The following is a 16770-nucleotide window of genomic DNA, read 5'->3' as shown; positions in this document are numbered from 1 at the left end:
GGGGATCAATCATTCAAAAATTGATTGGCAAGCGAAGGTTTTACACGACTACTGGGCAAATCCATGAGGGGGATCCAGGAGCCCGAAGGGCGGACCGCGCAATAATACCACCGCAACCGCGATGCACGACCGCGAAATACAGGCAATACAATCGCTTGCGCGTAGCCACAGAGGGATCGCGCGCTATCAATGTGGACGCAATCACGTTGCGGAAAGGCACCACTGCGAGCCAAGAAGTATTTGGCTAGGCTGGGCCAACCTATCGTCAAGGAGGACGACCATGAACAAACTGATTACAGGAAGCTGCTGCGCCCTGCTCCTCTCGACCGCCCCGACATTCGCCGCAAGCATCTATCGCTGCAGTGATGCCGCAGGCCACGTTACCTTTACTCGACAGGGGTGTCCGATCGATCAGTCGGCACAGCGCCAGGAAGCCGTAAACCCTACGCCTAGTTCCGGCAAAGCGGTACCGTTGGCCAATCCCTCAAAACAACGCAAGCGCCGAACGGAAGAGCTGACTCGAAGCCTTATCGTGGTCGGCGCGCAGGATGATGGATGCGGAAACCGCATAATCGGACGCGCAAGACGAGATGCGTTGATTAAACAGCAGGTTCGTCCAGGCATGACCCGCAACGATATCGATAGCACCTTCGGCAAACCCGACACGGTCACCAGCCGCAATGGCCGCGTACAGTATCGTTACAGCAGCAAAACGGGCCGAACGCAGACCATCAGTTTCGACGAGCACGGCTGCGTTCAGGGAAAGCGCTAAAGCGCTGACTCCCAAACGAAAAAGGGCCTGCATCGCTGCAGGCCCTTTTCGTTTTTGGTGCACTCAGGAGGATTCGAACCTCCGACCGCTCGGTTCGTAGCCGAGTACTCTATCCAGCTGAGCTATGAGTGCATAAGCGATTGATAAACCAGATCACCGCTGGCTACAACAAAGAACCACATTTCTGGGATTCTCTAAAAGTGGTGCACTCAGGAGGATTCGAACCTCCGACCGCTCGGTTCGTAGCCGAGTACTCTATCCAGCTGAGCTATGAGTGCACTTGAGGGTGCGCATTATAAGTTTGTGAATCTTTTGGTCAAGCTCTTTTAGCTCAATGATTTACCATCAAACCGCACCGCAAAACCGACCCACAACCAAACTATGCAAAATGGCGGAGAGGGGGGGATTCGAACCCCCGACACCCTTTTGAGATGTACTCCCTTAGCAGGGGAGCGCCTTCGGCCACTCGGCCACCTCTCCGCAACACGGGGCGCATGATACCCATCTTCGCCCCGCTTGCAAAGCCAAAAATCACATAAATATTAATGGCTTGGTTCTTGATCTTTTTCTTTCTGGATCCGTTGATAAATCTCCTCGCGATGCACCGCTACCTCTTTGGGTGCATTCACTCCTATGCGCACTTGATTTCCTTTGACACCCAGCACAGTGACAGTCACATCGTCACCCACCATCAGGGTCTCTCCGACCCGGCGAGTCAGAATCAGCATTCCTTTCTCCTTAAAACGGATTCAATTCAGTAAACAGTCTGCAAAGATAAAGACGGATAATGTTCCGTGAAACATCGACCTAGAGCCTTTCACCAGCTATTGACCAGTAACAACGACTCTAAAGTTCCTTCAGCCCCGGCGAAATCGACGGAAGGCTCGAATCAGTCGCACTTAGCGCGTCATTCTCCCTTGCCCGCAGGCGCATCCAGCTCAAACGCGGTATGCAACGCCCGCACCGCCAGCTCAAGGTACTTTTCCTCGATCACAACCGACACTTTGATCTCTGAAGTAGAGATCATCTGTATGTTGATGTTTTCCTTCGCCAGCGCTTCAAACATGCGGCTGGCAACGCCAGCATGAGAGCGCATGCCTACGCCGACAATCGACACCTTGGCTATCTCGGTGTCGCCTACGACTTCGCGAGCGCCCATATCGCGAGCAATGCCTTCCAGCACTTGCAGCGCGTTGTGATAGTCATTGCGGTGAACAGTGAAGGTGAAATCCGTGGTGTTATCGTGCGAGACGTTCTGCACGATCATGTCTACCTCGACATTCGCCGCGCTGATCGGCCCGAGAATCTTGAAGGCCACCCCCGGAGTATCCGGCACGCCACGAATAGTCAGCTTGGCTTCGTCACGATTGAACGCGATGCCGGAAATGATGGGCTGTTCCATGGATTCCTCTTCATCAAGGGTAATGAGGGTTCCTGGACCCTCTTGAAAACTGTGCAGCACACGCAACGGTACGCTGTACTTGCCGGCAAACTCCACGGCGCGGATCTGCAAGACCTTGGAGCCGAGACTCGCCATCTCGAGCATCTCTTCAAACGTGATTTTGTCCAGACGCTGAGCCTTGGCAACAACACGCGGGTCAGTCGTGTAAACCCCATCGACGTCGGTATATATCTGGCACTCGTCAGCCTTCAGCGCAGCGGCCAGCGCTACACCGGTGGTATCTGAGCCGCCACGACCAAGGGTGGTGATGTTGCCGCTTTCGTCCACGCCCTGGAAACCGGCCACGACGACGACACGCCCGGCCTTGAGCTCTTTCTGGATCTGCTGCGAATCGATCTGGAGGATGCGCGCCTTGGTATGGGCGCTGTCGGTCAGAATGCGAACCTGGCTGCCTGTATAGGACACGGCAGGCACACCGATCTTGATCAGCGCCATCGCCAGCAGAGCAATAGTCACCTGCTCCCCTGTAGACACCATCACGTCCAGCTCGCGGGCCACAGGTTGCTCGCTGATCTGCTTAGCCAGATCAATGAGCCGATTGGTCTCCCCGCTCATGGCCGAGACCACTACGACTATATCGTCGCCTTTTTCGCGGAACTTTTTGACCTTCGCCGCTACTTGCTCGATGCGCTCGACGGAGCCAACCGAGGTACCTCCAAACTTTTGTACGATCAAAGCCATCTCATCGCCGCCTAAGCCCGTCAAGGGCGCTTGTTAATCATTCCAGCCAGCATCACGTAGTGCTAACGACATCGGCCCGACCAGGCTCAGATTCGACACAGGCACCGAACCAACAGTCCCTTGCGGCCAGGCGAACCTGGCACTCCCCTGCTTACAAGCCGTTCGCGACGAACCCCTCGGCGATGGCTAATGCTTCGTCGAGGCGACTCACATCGCTCCCACCGCCTTGTGCCATATCCGGGCGACCGCCGCCTTTGCCGCCAACAACCGCAGCAGCCTGCTTCATCAGTTCACCAGCCTTCAAACGGCCGGTGAGATCCTGCGTAACGCCAGCCACGAGCACAATTTTTTCGTCCTGCACGCCGCCGAGCAGAATGACGCCACTGCCGAGCTTGTTTTTCAATTGATCCACCAAGGCCAGGAGCGCCTTGCCGTCCAAACCATCAATGCGAGCGGCCAAGGTTTTCACGCCTTTAACGTCCACGGCGGCGCTGGCCAGATCATTGCCAGTAGCACTGGCCGCTTTAGCCTTGAGCTGCTCCAATTCCTTTTCCAGCTGGCGGTTGCGTTCGAGCATCGCGCCCAGCTTGTCTAGCAAATTGTCACGGCTGCCTTTTACCAAGCCGGCAACCTCTTTCAACTGCTCCTCGGCACGGTTCAGATAGGCTAGCGCCTGCTCGCCAGTGACCGCTTCGATGCGCCGAACGCCTGCAGCCACACCACCTTCACTGACGATCTTGAACAAGCCTATGTCGCCGGTCCGTTTGACATGAGTCCCGCCGCACAGCTCGACAGAGAAACCGCCCCCCATGGTCAACACGCGCACCTGATCGCCGTACTTTTCGCCGAACAGCGCCATCGCACCCTTGCTCTTAGCCGTCTCGATGTCGGTTTCCTCAGTCTCAACTGCCGAATTGTTACGGATCTCGGCGTTGACCTTGTCTTCGAGCGCCTTCAGCTGTTCGGGCTTGATCGCCTCGAAATGGCTGAAGTCAAAGCGCAGCCGCTGACTGTCGACCAGCGAGCCTTTCTGACTCACGTGCTCACCAAGCATCTGGCGCAGCGCTGCGTGCAAGAGGTGAGTCGCAGAGTGGTTCAGCGCCGTGGATTGGCGCACGGAAGAGTCGACCGTCGCATCTACGGTCGCACCCACCTGCAGATTGCCACTGTCCAGGATGCCGTGATGCAGGAACGCACCACCGGCCTTGCTGGTGTCGCGCACATCGAAGCGCAGGTCATCTGCCGAAAGGTATCCGCAGTCGCCGGCCTGCCCGCCGGATTCGGCGTAGAACGGCGTCTCGTCGAGAACGACCACACCCTCCTCGCCTGCCGACAGGCTCTGTACAGCAATGCCTTCCTTGAACAACGCCAGCACCTTGCCGCTGCCGGAGGTACCCATATAACCCGTGAAACGCGTTTCACCCTCGACCTTGACCAGACTGTTGTAGTCCATGCCGAAGGCACTGGCCGAACGCGCCCGCTCACGCTGCGCCTCCATTTCACGCTCGAACCCTTCTTCGTCGAGCGTCAACTCGCGCTCACGCGCAATGTCGCCGGTCAGGTCGACAGGAAAGCCGTAGGTGTCATACAGCTTGAAGATCACGTCACCAGGAATCACGGAACCCTGAAGGTCAGCCAGATCCTGTTCGAGAATTTTCAGGCCCTGCTCAAGGGTTTTGGCGAACTGCTCTTCTTCAGTCTTCAGCACGCGCTCGATGTGCGCCTGCAGGGTCCTCAATTCGGAAAAGGCATCGCCCATTTCCGCTGCCAATGCGGCGACGAGCTTGTAAAAGAAGCTGCCCTTGGCGCCGAGCTTGTTGCCATGACGGCAGGCACGCCGAACGATACGGCGAAGCACGTAGCCGCGTCCTTCATTGGAAGGCGTCACGCCGTCGGCGATCAGGAAGCCGCAGGAACGAATGTGATCGGCCACAACCTTGAGCGAAGCCTGACCGTCGTTGCTGCAGCCAATGGCCTGAGCAGCTGCATTCAAAAGACTCTGAAAAAGGTCGATCTCGTAGTTCGAATTGACGTGCTGCAGCACAGCACTGATGCGCTCCAGCCCCATGCCGGTATCGACACTCGGAGCCGGCAGCGGATGCATCACACCATCGGCGGTGCGATTGAACTGCATGAATACGTTGTTCCAGATCTCGATGTAACGGTCGCCGTCTTCTTCCGGCGAACCCGGAGGCCCGCCCCATATGTGGTCGCCGTGGTCGAAAAAGATCTCGGTACATGGGCCACAGGGCCCGGTATCGCCCATTGCCCAGAAATTGTCTGAGGCGTACGGCGCACCCTTGTTATCACCGATGCGGACCATGCGCTCGGCCGGCACGCCTACTTCTTTCGTCCAGATGTCATAAGCTTCGTCGTCGCTGGCGTAGACGGTAACCCAGAGCTTTTCTTTGGGCAGCTTCAGCCACTTGTCAGACGTCAGGAATTCCCAAGCGTAGTTGATCGCATCGCGCTTGAAATAATCGCCAAAACTGAAGTTGCCGAGCATTTCGAAGAAGGTGTGATGGCGCGCGGTGTAGCCGACGTTCTCCAGATCGTTGTGCTTACCGCCGGCGCGCACGCACTTCTGACTGGTGGCTGCGCGGGTGTAGGCGCGTTTTTCCAGCCCGAGGAAGCAGTCCTTGAACTGATTCATGCCGGCATTGGTGAACAACAGGGTCGGATCGTTCGCGGGAATCAGCGAACTAGAGGCCACACGGGTGTGGCCCTTCTCTTCGAAGAAGCGGAGGAAGGCTTCACGGATTTCTGCGCTTTTCATAGATCTCTTCCAGAGGACTGCGGCCGAACGGCTGCAAAACGACGCGGCGAGGCGGCACCGGGAGCCGGTTCACAGCTAACCATACGGATAGCCGGCAAAGGGCCGCATTATATCGGCCCTTTGCCGCGCGCATAGAGGATAAATAAGATTGAATCAAGCTATTCGACAGCGATTCGAACCTATGCCTTGAGGAAGGCGGCGAAGGTTTCAAGAATTGGCTCGACATGCTCGGGCAATACATCCATGTGCGTTACCAGCCGCAATCGAGGCGCGGCCGTGAGGACGATTCCGCGCCCCGAGCAAAACGCTTTGAGCGACGCCGCACGATCGCCCATATCGACGTATACCATGTTGGTCTGGACCGGCTCGACGCTATAGCCCAGCGCTACCAAGCCTTTCGCGATGTCATGCGCTCGCTGGTGATCCTCGGTGAGGCGCTGCACCTGATGATCCAGCGCGTAGAGCCCTGCTGCTGCCAGCACGCCGGCCTGACGCATGCCACCGCCGACCATTTTACGCAGCCGCCTAGCCTTGGCGATAAAGGCTTCCTCACCGCATAGCACCGAACCGACAGGCGCACCCAACCCCTTGGACAAACACACCGACACCGAATCGAAATGGCGGCCGATGTCTTCTGCCGTGCAACCCAACTTGACCACTGCATTGAACAGTCGAGCGCCATCCAGATGAAGAGCGAGTCCACGCTCATACGTGAATGCTCTAGCCTCTGCCAAGTAGGCGAGCGGCAGGACTTTGCCATGCATGGTGTTTTCCAGAGCTAGCAAACGCGTGCGGGCGAAATGGAAGTCATCCGGTTTGATTGCAGCCGCGACGCGCGCCAGATCCAACGAACCATCCGGTTCCATCTCGACAGGCTGCGGCTGGATCGAACCAAGCACCGCCGCGCCGCCTGCCTCGTATTTGTAAGCGTGGGCCAACTGACCGGCGATGTACTCGTCGCCCCGCTCGCAATGCGCCATCAGCGCCAACAGATTGCTCATGGTTCCGCTGGGGACAAACAATCCAGCCTGTAATCCCAGCTGCGCCGCCAGGCTCTCCTCCAGCTTGCGGACCGTAGGATCCTCGCCATACACATCATCGCCGGTGACGGCACCCAGCATGGCCTCGCGCATCGCAGAGGTGGGCTGCGTGACCGTATCGCTGCGAAGATCAATCAGATTCATCAAAGATCCTTACCCGAATGGATTCGTCCACAGGTCACACGCCGCCTGTGCAGCCGGGACGACCTTAACGCAACAACCGAGTATCCAGAACCTTCGACCCACCACCCAACATGGTTTCAGTGATATCGATGAAGTCTTCAGTGGTTACCCGGTCCAGGCGCATCAAGCCCCGTGCAACGTCATCCAGCGAGTGGCGGCCCTTGCTGCGCTGGCGAATCTCCCGGTCAAGCTCCTGTAGCAGCAGCACAGCTCTGGCTGTGATCGGGCCACTGGATCGCTCGGTACGTAGACTATCGACCTTGCGACTCCATTTGGTCAGGTGGTCCCTGACCGCCTGGTAGCGATCCTCGCTCATGCCGCCGGCGCGGCGCATCAGTTCGATTGCGTAGTACTCGGCCAGCCCTTCGCTGATCCAGTCACTGCGGTCTGCATCGGAGATTCGGCTGAACACATGAACCAGCTCGTGCACCAGCGAACTGGTGCCATTCTCACTGACCAATGGCCGGTCGGCGTGCATGAACAGCGAGTTAGGGCCAGACAAGCCTCCACGCCACATCGGGTCACCAGCCCCGACAACCAATAGTTTTCCGGGATCGCGCGGGAATACATTCTGCATTTCAGGCCAGACGAAGGTCAGCAAGGTGAGGATATCCATCCTGCGCAGCCCCTCGCCCACCGGACCTGACACCGATACATCAGTCTCGCCCAATTGGGCGCGGCGGCTGCCTAGCTTGCCGGCAAGAACCCAGCCGGTCGGGCGATCAAAAAGGCGCTCTGGATTGTCAATGCGGAAGCGATTCTTGCCGATACGTGGCCAGCCGGTCTCTACGCTCTTCCAACCTGCCGGCAGCTCGAACTGCAGTCGAGAAACCAGCCTGACGCCATCCTGCTGGTCAAGCCGACCGGCAGGCACCAGATCGTCTCCGCGCAGCAATGCCCAGTCGTCGGTCATCCGCGCATCGAAGCGGCCGCTCTTGCGCTGATGACTGATCTTGACCCGGTAATTCAGCCGCGCCTTGCCAGGCGCGGGCCGCCAGACACCGCGACCACCCTGCTGCTCCCAGCTGCTTTCTCCATCGGTTTGGAAATCGCTGTAGGCACCTTCCTCGCCGAGATTCAGATCGAGAGACTTAACGGCGCTGCCATCCTCAAGGAGGAGCTCCACTTCTGCCGCATCCTGTTCGGGAACGAACTTGACGGTGTAGTCCAGATCGACCCGTTTGGCCGCTTGAAGTGGCGTCACGAATGAGAGCAACAGAACGGCAAGCAGCGGTAACTGACGGCGGGGCATCGAGCGGCTCCAGATTGGGTTCAGTGCTATGACGACGCGGGTCGAAGTAGATTCAACCGGCCCGGAATATCAGATGATCTTCCCAGTCTTCGTCAGCCACGGAGCCTTCGGCGATCATACGGCCCGACTGGGAAATTCGCTCGGCATGTACGGCATCCGGATCGCCACACACCAGATGATGCCAAAGCGGAAGATCCTTGCCTTCAGCTACGAGGCGATAGCCGCAGGTTGGCGGCAACCATTTGAATTGCGCCGCGTCTTTAGCTGTCAGCTGGACACAGTCAGGAACACTGGCGCGGCGATTAGGATAGTCAGTGCATCGACAACTTTTCAGATCAAGCAGTTTGCAGGCGATCCGGGTGTAATAGACGCTGCCATCCTCTTCATCCTCGAGCTTTTGCAGGCAGCACAGGCCACAGCCGTCGCACAGCGACTCCCACTCGGCCGCGTCCAGCTCGGCCAGAGTCTTGCGCATCCAGAAAGGTTCGACTTTTGCCGCCATGAAAATAGCCATCTCAAGGAAAGTTGCGAGTCTAGCCACTGCCGAGGAGCTGGCCAAGCACGGGGAAGTTCGGAGCGGTTAAGGTAGCGTAAAGCCGACCAGCGGCCGCCAGCCCAGAGCTCTACATCGGGTCATTTCGCCGGAGTAATTCTTCCGGCAAGTGCTCGATATACTCCTCCTCGGGCGGCGGCATCTGCAGGTGATAACCTTGCTTCTCGAGGTTATCGAGCACCGTCGCAATGTCCTCCTGCGCCAACTTGCGTTCAGGCGTAAGGACGACATCAAAGGCAAGCTGCGGCGGGCCGAAGGCCGCAAGCAGGGCTTCAGGGACCCGGGCGAGCGCTTCGCTGCGCTCGACGTACAGGTACATCCCGCTCTTGCGCGGGCTTCTATAAATGGAGCAGATGCGTTTCATGATTTCTCTTCCAGCACTTCGAGAAGGGCCTGCCCCATTCGTTCACGACGCCAACCACGCAGCGAATCAGGCAGTTCGTAAGGACCGTCGGGATATCCGGTTTTCAACAAGGCTTCCAGCACCTTCTTGCGCAGCATCAGTTCCGGTGCGATGTCCATGACTTGGGCTTCCCGCTGACCGACAGCACGTAGTTTTTTCAGCAGTCCCGACGCATCGAGTGGCAACGGCTCCGGTAAAGATTGCGGCCAGTCCTGCTCGGGCGTAGAGGCGGCCGTACGGATCAGTTCGAGCAAAGTCTCGCCATCCTGGCGCACCGTGCGCGGGTGCATGTCATCGATACGCGCCAGGCTTACAAGATCAGTCGGCTGGGTGCGCGCCAGCGGCCACAGGCTGTGCTCACGTAGCACCCGATTGCGCGGCTGATTACGTGCTCGCGCCTGCCGCTCACGCCAGGCCGTCAGGACTCGCAGCACTGCAAGCTGACGCGGTTTGAGGCGCCAAGCCTGTTTGACCTCACGGTAGGCTTCGTCAGGATCGGTTTCACGCTGTAGATTGGCGACCAGCTCCGCACCATCCTCCAACACCCAAGCACGCTTTTCGTCGGACAGCTTTGGCAGCAGCACCTCGTACAACTCCGCCAGGTGCTGTGCGTCTTCGGCTGCGTAGCGCACCTGCATCTCACTCAACGGCCGCTGAAGCCAATCGGAACGGGTCTCACCTTTTGGCAGCTCGATGTTCAGCACGCTCTGCACCAACCGCGAGTAGCCCATTGAGAATCCGATGTTCAGATAGCCGGCGGCAAGTTGCGTATCGAACAACGGCACCGGCAGGTTACCGGTAAGCCGCCAGAGAACTTCCAGATCCTCGCTGCAGGCATGCAGGACTTTCACGACCGACGAGTCCGTCAGCAAACCCGCAAACGCAGACCAATCGGTAATCAACAACGGGTCGATCAGATAGGCACAACGCCCGTCACCGACCTGCAGCAGCGCGGCGATCGGGTAAAACGTATCGACCCGCATGAACTCTGTGTCCACCGCTACATAAGGCAGCTGGCGCCACTCGGAACAAAGTCGGGTCAGTTGCGCATCATCCAGCACCCATTGAGTTTCGATGGCCACTAGGCCCTCCTTGTTGTTCGGTGTTACGACCGACGAGCGGGCGAAAAGGCACGCAGTATATATCGCGCCCTCGTATTCGCAGCGCTTTGATCGGCCACGCCGGCCTGCGTGATAACGTTCCCGCAAAATCCGCACGGAGACCTGCCATGCCACTTGCTCAACTGATCGACCCCGCTGAACTGACCGCACGACGCTCGGAGCCAAACCTGTGCATTCTGGATTGTCGGTTCGCGCTCGAAGACGCTGATCAAGGTAGGCGCAGCTATGAGCAGTCGCATATCCCCGGGGCGCGCTTTCTCGATCTGGAAAAGGATCTCTCAGGCCCAGTAGCTCGCGGCCAGACTGGTCGACATCCGTTGCCGCAGCCGGAGCATCTGATCGCACGCCTTCGCGCTGCAGGCCTGAACAATGACAGCGAGGTCGTGCTCTACGACGATGGCCCTGGCGCATTCGCCGCGCGGGCATGGTGGCTACTGGCATGGCTAGGCAAACGCAGCGGTGTTTATTTACTGGATGGGGGTTTCAAAGCCTGGTGTGAGGCTGGCGGGCTGGTAACCGAAGAAATGGCAGATCGTCAGCCAGGCCAGTTTGACGGTACGCCCGACGAAGATCTGCTGTTCTCTGCACAACAGCTGACGGAACGCCTGGGGCAGCCAGGCCTGACCTTGATCGATGCTCGTGCCCTACCCCGATTTCTCGGCGAGCTCGAACCGATCGACCCCGTGGCCGGACACATTCCTGGCGCTCGCTGTGTGCCGTTCGCTGAAAACCTTGATGCCACGGGGCACTTTCTCTGCCCCGACGAGCTGCGCTCACGATTCGAACGGTTACTGACCGATCAGCCAGCAGACACTGTCGTGGCTTACTGCGGATCTGGCGTAACGGCCTGTCATAACCTGTTTGCCTTGTGTCTGGCCGGCTACCCACTAGCCAAACTGTACCCAGGCTCATGGAGCGAGTGGATCACCGATCCTGGGCGCCCCGTGGCCTGACCCAAGCAGCAAAATATGACCGCATGGTCAAACCAGGCCTGATGGCTTTTATCTGCTATTCGACCGCTTATCGGCGCCGATCGTCGCGCTTTACGAAAAATTGCACTCTTTCGTTTGCGACGAATCAGAGAAGCTTGATAGGGTCCGAGCCGCTTTTTCCCCTGGAGTACAACAATGAAAAAAACATGGTTGAAGACCGCGATTGCAGTAGCCGTAGGCGCCCTTTCCACTCAGGCCATGGCTGCCGGCTTCGCCCTCAACGAACAAAGCATCAGCGGCATGGGCACCTCGTTCGCCGGTCGCTCTTCTTCTGCCGATGACGCGTCCACACTATTTGGCAACCCAGCAGGGATGTCGCGCCTGAAGCGTGAAGAAGTCAGTTTCGGTATGGCGGCTATCAATGCCAATACGGATATCAGTGATGCATCTGCAGCATCACCACAAATACAACAGCTAGGTAACGCCCGCGTTCCGTTCGACGGCAGCAATGATGGCGATATGGTTCCCTTCACCGCTGTACCGATGGGCTACTACGTCAAACCGATTGATGACAAGTGGGCAGTTGGCGTGGGCGTGTACGTACCGTTCGGCGTCATTGCCGACTACGAGAGTGGTTTTCAGGGACGCTATCATGGCGACTACAGCGAAGTGCGTGTTATCACCGTACAGCCAACCGTGAGCTATCGCTTCAACGAAAAATTGTCGGTCGGCTTCGGCCCGACGATCAACCGCATCGACGGCGAATTACAGAGCGCCACAATCAACCCGTTGAGCCTTGGGTCAAATGATGGGCGTGTAAAGGTCAAAGGTGACGACACTGCTGTTGGTTTCAATGCTGGCATCCTTTATGAACTTACGCCGCATACCCGTATGGGTTTGGCTTATCGCTCTAAGGTCGAATATACCCTAGAGGGAGATACTGAACTCAAAGAAGGGTTCAATCAGCTGGGCATGGCCGGCACGTACGATGCATCCCTCGACCTGACCACGCCCGAAGCGATTGACGTCTCTGTCACCCATGAACTCAACGATCAGTGGACGATGTATGCTGGCGCGATGCTGACCCGCTGGAGCCGCTTCGAGGCGATCGTGATCGAAAATGAAGGCCTTCCGTCAGGTTCGCTCAACCCTATCATTGAGGAGCAGGACTGGCATGACACTTGGTCGTACGCGCTAGGTGCTGCTTACAAGGTGAACAAAGAATGGACTTTGCGCACAGGTCTTGCTTTCGATCAAAGCCCAACCAATAACACGCATCGGTCACCTCGTATTCCAACTGGCGACCGCACAGCAGTGAGCTTTGGTCTGGCTTGGAACCCCTCAGACGACGTTACGGTTGACCTCGCCTATTCATATCTATGGGAAGAGGAGACAACAGTCCGCCGTGACCATCCATCCAAAGGCGTCTACAACGCCACCTACGAAAACAGCGCTCACGGTTTCGGCGCTGCCATGACCTACCGCTTCTGATGCACCCGCCCCGACCGCTCGGTCGGGGCATCCCTCCGCTACTTTGCCAACGCCTTTTCCACCGCAGCGATCAGCTCTGGATCGTCCGGTTCGACTTTGCTCGAGAAGTAATCGACCACCTTGCCGTTGCGATCGACTACATACTTGTAGAAGTTCCAGCGCGGGGCCCCGCCGGCCTGCTCGGCCAGCTCGCGAAACAACGGAATTGCGTCGCCGCCACGCACAGGCTGTGTCTGCGTCATCGGAAAGGTCACGCCGTAATTGACGTAGCAAACCTCAGCCGTCTCCGCCGCATCGTCTGACTCCTGAAAGAAGTCATCGGACGGCACGCCAAGAATCATCAGCCCATCATCTTTAAAACGCTGATACAGCGCCTCCAGCCCTTTGAACTGAGGGGCGAAGCCGCAAAAGCTGGCGGTGTTGACCACTACTAACGCCTTGCCCTGAAACTGCTCACAGAGATCGATGGTTTCCTTTGATCGCAGCTGCGGAAGCTCATGCTGAAGCAACGCTGGGCACTGCTCGGCCGCTGCAGGACCAGCCACTAAAAGCAGCGCAAGTGAGGCGGCAATCCATTCGATTTTCATAACAGAGCTCCAGATGGAATCGAAGCCACGCTACTCCCGAGTCACGCCGGGAGCAACGGTGTCTATCGGCCAAGACCAGGGCCACCACAAAAACGCTATATACAACTCTATATAGCGCTTGCCAGAATGGTCACCCCGACCGGAGCCGATCATGAGCGATCCCAGACAATTCGAGCCATTGCGCATTGATGGGCAGCTCTGGTTCAACCGGGGCGAGAAAGGTTATCTCGGCGGCAAACGCATCGAGCTGCTCGAACAGATCGAGGCAACCGGGTCCATTACCCGCGCCGCCAAGGCTATCAACCTCAGCTACAAAGCGGCGTGGGATGCGGTAGATACTATGAACAATCTATCCGAACGTCCGCTGGTGATGCGTAACGCTGGCGGCGCGAAGGGTGGCGGAACGCAACTGACCGGTTTCGGTCGAGAGATGCTGCATATCTGGCAGCGCATGCAGCGCGAGTATGAGCGCTTCTTGGCGCAGGTCGCCCAGGGTATCGATGGATTCGAGGATTTTGACAAACTGCTTCGAGCGATCGCCATGAAAACCAGTGCACGCAACCAGTTTCGAGGCCAGATCACAAATGTAGAAAGAGGCGCAGTGAACGGCAGCGTCAGCCTGGACATCGGCGACGGACAAACCATGACCGCCACGCTGACCAATGACAGCATCGACGAGCTTCAGCTCGCGACGGGCAAAGTTGCCATGGCGCTGATCAAAGCCAGTTTCGTCCTGCTGTCGCCTGACCCCGACGTGAAGATCAGCGCCCGCAACCGCCTGACCGGGACAGTCAGCGCGATCACGCCTGGCGCGGTCAACTGCGAGGTCAAGCTGCTGCTTCCCGGTAACCGCACACTGGGTGCGGTGATCACCAATGAAAGTACAGAGGCGCTGGGATTAGCGGTCGGCCAGCCTTGTACGGCACTGATCAAGGCCTCCCACGTGATCATCGCGGTAGATTGAGGACATGATGATTCACACTCGAATGACGCTAATAGCGCTGCTGGCGGCGGCACTCTCACCCCTGATGGTTCGTGCCGACGATGTCCAGGTTGCGGTGGCGTCGAATTTCACCGCCCCGATGCGCGTCATTGCCGAACGGTTCGAGCGCGACACAGGCCACAAAGCACTGCTGTCCTTTGGCTCGACCGGAAAACTCTACGCACAGATTCGCAACGGTGCACCTTTCTCAGTACTTCTGGCGGCCGATGAACAGGTTCCCGCCAGGCTGGAAGACGAAGGGTTGGGCGTCGCTGGAAGCCGCTTCACCTATGCCATTGGCACACTGATGTTGTGGTCGGCCCAAGAAGACCTCGTTGATGATCAGGCCGCCGTGCTCAGTGACCAAGCGTTTCGCCACCTGGCCATCGCCAACCCAAAGACCGCGCCCTACGGGGCCGCGGCTGTGGCCACGCTAAAAAAGCTGGGCCTGTCAGATTCGGTCCGGGGCAAATTAGTGCAGGGCGAAAACATCGCACAAACCCATCAGTTCGTTGCCAGCGGCAACGCCGAACTCGGCTTCGTTGCCCTTTCGCAGGTAGTTGAAGATGGAGTGATACGGCAAGGTTCAGGCTGGGTGGTGCCTGCCGCCTACCATCCACCGATTCGCCAGGACGCCATTTTGCTGAACAAAGGTCAGGACAACCCAGCGGCGCGAGCGTTGCTCGATTACCTGCAAAGCGCAGAGGCAGCCGAGGTGATCAAAGCCTTCGGTTATGACCGGTAGGTAATGGAATTGCCCACTCTGGATGACGCCAGCCTCTCTGCCATATGGCTGACACTTAAACTCGCCAGCGTCACCACCCTCCTGCTGCTGCTATTAGGTACGCCCATTGCCTGGTGGCTGGCGCGGACCCGCTCACGCCTTAAAGGCCCCATTGGCGCCGTGGTGGCGCTGCCTCTGGTGCTGCCGCCCAGCGTGCTCGGTTTCTATCTGCTGGTCGCGATGGGACCCAATGGACCCGTTGGGCAACTGACCCAGTCGCTCGGTCTGGGTGTCTTGCCGTTCACCTTTGCCGGGCTGGTAGTGGGGTCGGTTTTCTACTCGATGCCCTTCGTCGTGCAACCGTTGCAGAACGCCTTCGAAGCCATTGGTGGACGCCCCCTGGAAGCCGCGATGACCTTGCGTGCAGGGCCAGTGGACACCTTCTTCAGCGTCGTGTTGCCGCTGGCTCGGCCAGGTTTCGTAACCGCCAGCATTCTCGGCTTTGCCCATACAGTCGGCGAGTTCGGTGTGGTGTTGATGATCGGCGGCAACATTCCGGAGAAAACCCGCGTGCTATCCGTGCAGATCTACGATCACGTCGAAGCCTTGGAATATACCCAGGCACACTGGCTCGCCGGTGGGATGCTGCTGTTTTCCTTTCTCGTACTGCTCACGCTCTATGCGAGCCCCATTCGGCAGGGGTGGCGCGGATGACCAGCAACCCGAGCGGGATCCATGCTCGCCTGCGCCTGACCCATCCAGGTTTCACGCTGGACGTCGATGTCGAACTACCGGGGCGAGGTGTTACCGCTCTGTTCGGTCCTTCGGGCTCGGGCAAGACCAGTTGCCTGCGTTGCATCGCAGGGCTCGAACGCGGCAGCACGGGCGCGTTGGTGGTCAACGGCGAATGCTGGCAGGACTCAAGCCGTGAGTGGTTTATGCCACCGCACCAGCGCGCCATTGGCTACGTGTTTCAGGACGCCAATCTTTTTGCCCATCTGTCTGTCAGAGGCAATCTCGAATTCGGCATGAAGCGCATCCCGACGAGGGACCGGCGCGTCGCTTGGGATCAGGCTGTCGAGTTGCTGGGTATCGCGCACCTCTTGCAGCGGATGCCGGAGCGGCTTTCCGGCGGAGAAAGGCAACGGGTAGGAATTGCGCGCGCCCTGCTTACCAGCCCACGCCTGCTGTTGATGGACGAGCCGCTGGCTGCGCTCGATGTGAAGCGCAAACAGGAAATCCTGCCGTACCTTGAACGTTTGCATGACGAACTGGATATCCCCCTGCTCTATGTCAGCCACGCGCCAGACGAAGTGGCGCGACTGGCTGACCACCTGGTCCTGCTCGATGAGGGCAAGGTCGTGGCGCAGGGAGCACTTCATGAAACCCTGGCACGCCTGGATCTGCCGACCGCGTTCGGTGAGGATGCTGGCGTTGTCATCGAGTCGGAAATTACGGGACACGACCTGGATTATCACCTCACTCGCCTGACGTTTCAGGGCGGTGATGTGCTGGTAGCGCAGCGGAGCGAAGCGGTCGGGCATCGGCTGCGCTTTCGCGTCCATGCGCGGGATGTCAGCCTGACGCTGGAACGTGCAGAGGGCACCAGCATCAGCAACCTGCTACCGGTGCAGGTGGATGAAGTCGTCAGTGCCGATACGCCCGCGCATGTCCTGGTCCGTCTAAATGCCCAGGGCACACCGCTGCTGGCTCGCATTACGCGGCGCTCGGCCGACCAGCTCGGCGTCATCGAAGGTAAAGCGCTTTGGGCGCAGATCAAGACAGTCGCTCTGCTGGGATGAGGTGCCTGG

General features: G+C 58.4%; 16 protein-coding genes and 3 tRNA genes. 7 read left to right on the top strand and 12 right to left on the bottom strand.

Features of this window, described 5'->3' with window-relative positions:
• The first annotated feature begins 121 nt into the window (after positions 1 to 121).
• Complete coding sequence (locus tag CXK96_RS09130) at positions 122 to 772, top strand: DUF4124 domain-containing protein (protein WP_336442439.1); 651 nt, start codon at positions 122 to 124, stop codon at positions 770 to 772.
• A 55-nt stretch (positions 773 to 827) separates the two neighbouring features.
• On the opposite strand, the gene CXK96_RS09125 is transcribed toward CXK96_RS09130, so the two are convergent.
• The 11 genes from CXK96_RS09125 to rnd all read right to left on the bottom strand — a co-directional run bounded on the left by CXK96_RS09125 (position 828) and on the right by rnd (position 10204).
• Positions 828 to 904, bottom strand: a tRNA-Arg gene (locus tag CXK96_RS09125).
• 69 nt (positions 905 to 973) lie between these two features.
• Positions 974 to 1050 (bottom strand) — tRNA-Arg (locus CXK96_RS09120).
• A 111-nt stretch (positions 1051 to 1161) separates the two neighbouring features.
• A tRNA-Ser gene (locus CXK96_RS09115) sits at positions 1162 to 1252 on the bottom strand.
• 62 nt (positions 1253 to 1314) lie between these two features.
• Positions 1315 to 1500, bottom strand: coding sequence for a carbon storage regulator CsrA (csrA, locus tag CXK96_RS09110; RefSeq protein ID WP_003283978.1), 186 nt, complete (start codon positions 1498 to 1500; stop codon positions 1315 to 1317).
• 179 nt (positions 1501 to 1679) lie between these two features.
• Complete coding sequence (locus CXK96_RS09105) at positions 1680 to 2915, bottom strand: aspartate kinase (protein WP_102836153.1); 1236 nt, start codon at positions 2913 to 2915, stop codon at positions 1680 to 1682.
• Positions 2916 to 3066: 151 nt separating this feature from the next.
• The gene (gene alaS / locus CXK96_RS09100) at positions 3067 to 5691 is read right to left on the bottom strand and encodes an alanine--tRNA ligase (RefSeq protein ID WP_102836152.1); all 2625 of its coding nucleotides are present in this window, start codon (positions 5689 to 5691) and stop codon (positions 3067 to 3069) included.
• A gap of 179 nt (positions 5692 to 5870) precedes the next feature.
• Positions 5871 to 6875 (bottom strand): low-specificity L-threonine aldolase, encoded by a 1005-nt coding sequence (gene ltaE / locus CXK96_RS09095; RefSeq protein WP_102836151.1) that lies wholly within the window; start codon positions 6873 to 6875, stop codon positions 5871 to 5873.
• Positions 6876 to 6939: 64 nt separating this feature from the next.
• Positions 6940 to 8166 (bottom strand): hypothetical protein, encoded by a 1227-nt coding sequence (locus CXK96_RS09090; RefSeq protein ID WP_102836150.1) that lies wholly within the window; start codon positions 8164 to 8166, stop codon positions 6940 to 6942.
• Between the two features lie 52 nt (positions 8167 to 8218).
• Positions 8219 to 8668, bottom strand: coding sequence for a YcgN family cysteine cluster protein (locus CXK96_RS09085; RefSeq protein WP_102836411.1), 450 nt, complete (start codon positions 8666 to 8668; stop codon positions 8219 to 8221).
• Between the two features lie 121 nt (positions 8669 to 8789).
• Complete coding sequence (locus CXK96_RS09080) at positions 8790 to 9083, bottom strand: YcgL domain-containing protein (RefSeq protein WP_102836149.1); 294 nt, start codon at positions 9081 to 9083, stop codon at positions 8790 to 8792.
• The gene (gene rnd / locus CXK96_RS09075; RefSeq protein WP_102836148.1) at positions 9080 to 10204 is read right to left on the bottom strand and encodes a ribonuclease D; all 1125 of its coding nucleotides are present in this window, start codon (positions 10202 to 10204) and stop codon (positions 9080 to 9082) included. Before rnd ends, CXK96_RS09080 begins: the two co-directional genes overlap by 4 nt.
• A 146-nt stretch (positions 10205 to 10350) precedes the next feature.
• Between rnd and CXK96_RS09070 the strand changes: the two genes are divergently transcribed.
• Positions 10351 to 11196, top strand: coding sequence for a sulfurtransferase (locus CXK96_RS09070; RefSeq protein ID WP_102836147.1), 846 nt, complete (start codon positions 10351 to 10353; stop codon positions 11194 to 11196).
• 174 nt (positions 11197 to 11370) lie between these two features.
• A complete protein-coding gene (locus tag CXK96_RS09065; RefSeq protein ID WP_102836146.1) occupies positions 11371 to 12666 on the top strand; it encodes an OmpP1/FadL family transporter in 1296 nt (431 codons plus the stop codon).
• A gap of 38 nt (positions 12667 to 12704) precedes the next feature.
• Here the strand turns inward: CXK96_RS09065 and CXK96_RS09060 are convergent, their stop codons facing one another.
• On the bottom strand, positions 12705 to 13253 hold the full coding sequence (locus CXK96_RS09060; protein ID WP_102836145.1) for a glutathione peroxidase: 549 nt from the start codon (positions 13251 to 13253) through the stop codon (positions 12705 to 12707).
• 151 nt (positions 13254 to 13404) lie between these two features.
• On the opposite strand from CXK96_RS09060, the gene CXK96_RS09055 reads away from it, so the two are divergent.
• The 4 genes from CXK96_RS09055 to modC are packed head-to-tail and all read left to right on the top strand — an operon-like array spanning position 13405 to position 16761.
• Positions 13405 to 14217 (top strand): TOBE domain-containing protein, encoded by an 813-nt coding sequence (locus CXK96_RS09055; RefSeq protein ID WP_102836144.1) that lies wholly within the window; start codon positions 13405 to 13407, stop codon positions 14215 to 14217.
• 7 nt (positions 14218 to 14224) lie between these two features.
• Positions 14225 to 14980, top strand: a complete 756-nt coding sequence (gene modA / locus CXK96_RS09050; protein WP_102836143.1) for a molybdate ABC transporter substrate-binding protein — start codon at positions 14225 to 14227, stop codon at positions 14978 to 14980.
• 3 nt (positions 14981 to 14983) lie between these two features.
• On the top strand, positions 14984 to 15673 hold the full coding sequence (modB, locus tag CXK96_RS09045; RefSeq protein WP_102836142.1) for a molybdate ABC transporter permease subunit: 690 nt from the start codon (positions 14984 to 14986) through the stop codon (positions 15671 to 15673).
• A complete protein-coding gene (modC, locus tag CXK96_RS09040) occupies positions 15670 to 16761 on the top strand; it encodes a molybdenum ABC transporter ATP-binding protein (RefSeq protein WP_102836141.1) in 1092 nt (363 codons plus the stop codon). The genes modB and modC overlap by 4 nt, the downstream gene beginning before the upstream one ends.
• Positions 16762 to 16770 lie beyond the last annotated feature (9 nt).

This window comes from Stutzerimonas stutzeri, assembly GCF_002890895.1.
In the GTDB taxonomy this organism is placed as follows: domain Bacteria; phylum Pseudomonadota; class Gammaproteobacteria; order Pseudomonadales; family Pseudomonadaceae; genus Stutzerimonas; species Stutzerimonas stutzeri_AB.
The sequence above is the reverse complement of the archived record's forward strand: the minus strand, read 5'-3'. Positions and strand labels throughout refer to the sequence as shown.

What these genes read in the sequence shown, in the direction of transcription:
- CXK96_RS09080 (WP_102836149.1), bottom strand. Translation starts at nt 9,083, where the DNA reads ATGAAACGCATCTGCTCCATTTATAGAAGCCCGCGCAAGAGCGGGATG.
- CXK96_RS09130 (WP_336442439.1), top strand. Translation starts at nt 122, where the DNA reads ATGCACGACCGCGAAATACAGGCAATACAATCGCTTGCGCGTAGCCAC.
- CXK96_RS09060 (WP_102836145.1), bottom strand. Translation starts at nt 13,253, where the DNA reads ATGAAAATCGAATGGATTGCCGCCTCACTTGCGCTGCTTTTAGTGGCT.
- CXK96_RS09090 (WP_102836150.1), bottom strand. Translation starts at nt 8,166, where the DNA reads ATGCCCCGCCGTCAGTTACCGCTGCTTGCCGTTCTGTTGCTCTCATTC.
- alaS (WP_102836152.1), bottom strand. Translation starts at nt 5,691, where the DNA reads ATGAAAAGCGCAGAAATCCGTGAAGCCTTCCTCCGCTTCTTCGAAGAG.
- modB (WP_102836142.1), top strand. Translation starts at nt 14,984, where the DNA reads ATGGAATTGCCCACTCTGGATGACGCCAGCCTCTCTGCCATATGGCTG.
- modC (WP_102836141.1), top strand. Translation starts at nt 15,670, where the DNA reads ATGACCAGCAACCCGAGCGGGATCCATGCTCGCCTGCGCCTGACCCAT.
- ltaE (WP_102836151.1), bottom strand. Translation starts at nt 6,875, where the DNA reads ATGAATCTGATTGATCTTCGCAGCGATACGGTCACGCAGCCCACCTCT.
- CXK96_RS09065 (WP_102836146.1), top strand. Translation starts at nt 11,371, where the DNA reads ATGAAAAAAACATGGTTGAAGACCGCGATTGCAGTAGCCGTAGGCGCC.
- CXK96_RS09085 (WP_102836411.1), bottom strand. Translation starts at nt 8,668, where the DNA reads ATGGCGGCAAAAGTCGAACCTTTCTGGATGCGCAAGACTCTGGCCGAG.
- CXK96_RS09070 (WP_102836147.1), top strand. Translation starts at nt 10,351, where the DNA reads ATGCCACTTGCTCAACTGATCGACCCCGCTGAACTGACCGCACGACGC.
- modA (WP_102836143.1), top strand. Translation starts at nt 14,225, where the DNA reads ATGATTCACACTCGAATGACGCTAATAGCGCTGCTGGCGGCGGCACTC.
- CXK96_RS09055 (WP_102836144.1), top strand. Translation starts at nt 13,405, where the DNA reads ATGAGCGATCCCAGACAATTCGAGCCATTGCGCATTGATGGGCAGCTC.
- CXK96_RS09105 (WP_102836153.1), bottom strand. Translation starts at nt 2,915, where the DNA reads ATGGCTTTGATCGTACAAAAGTTTGGAGGTACCTCGGTTGGCTCCGTC.
- csrA (WP_003283978.1), bottom strand. Translation starts at nt 1,500, where the DNA reads ATGCTGATTCTGACTCGCCGGGTCGGAGAGACCCTGATGGTGGGTGAC.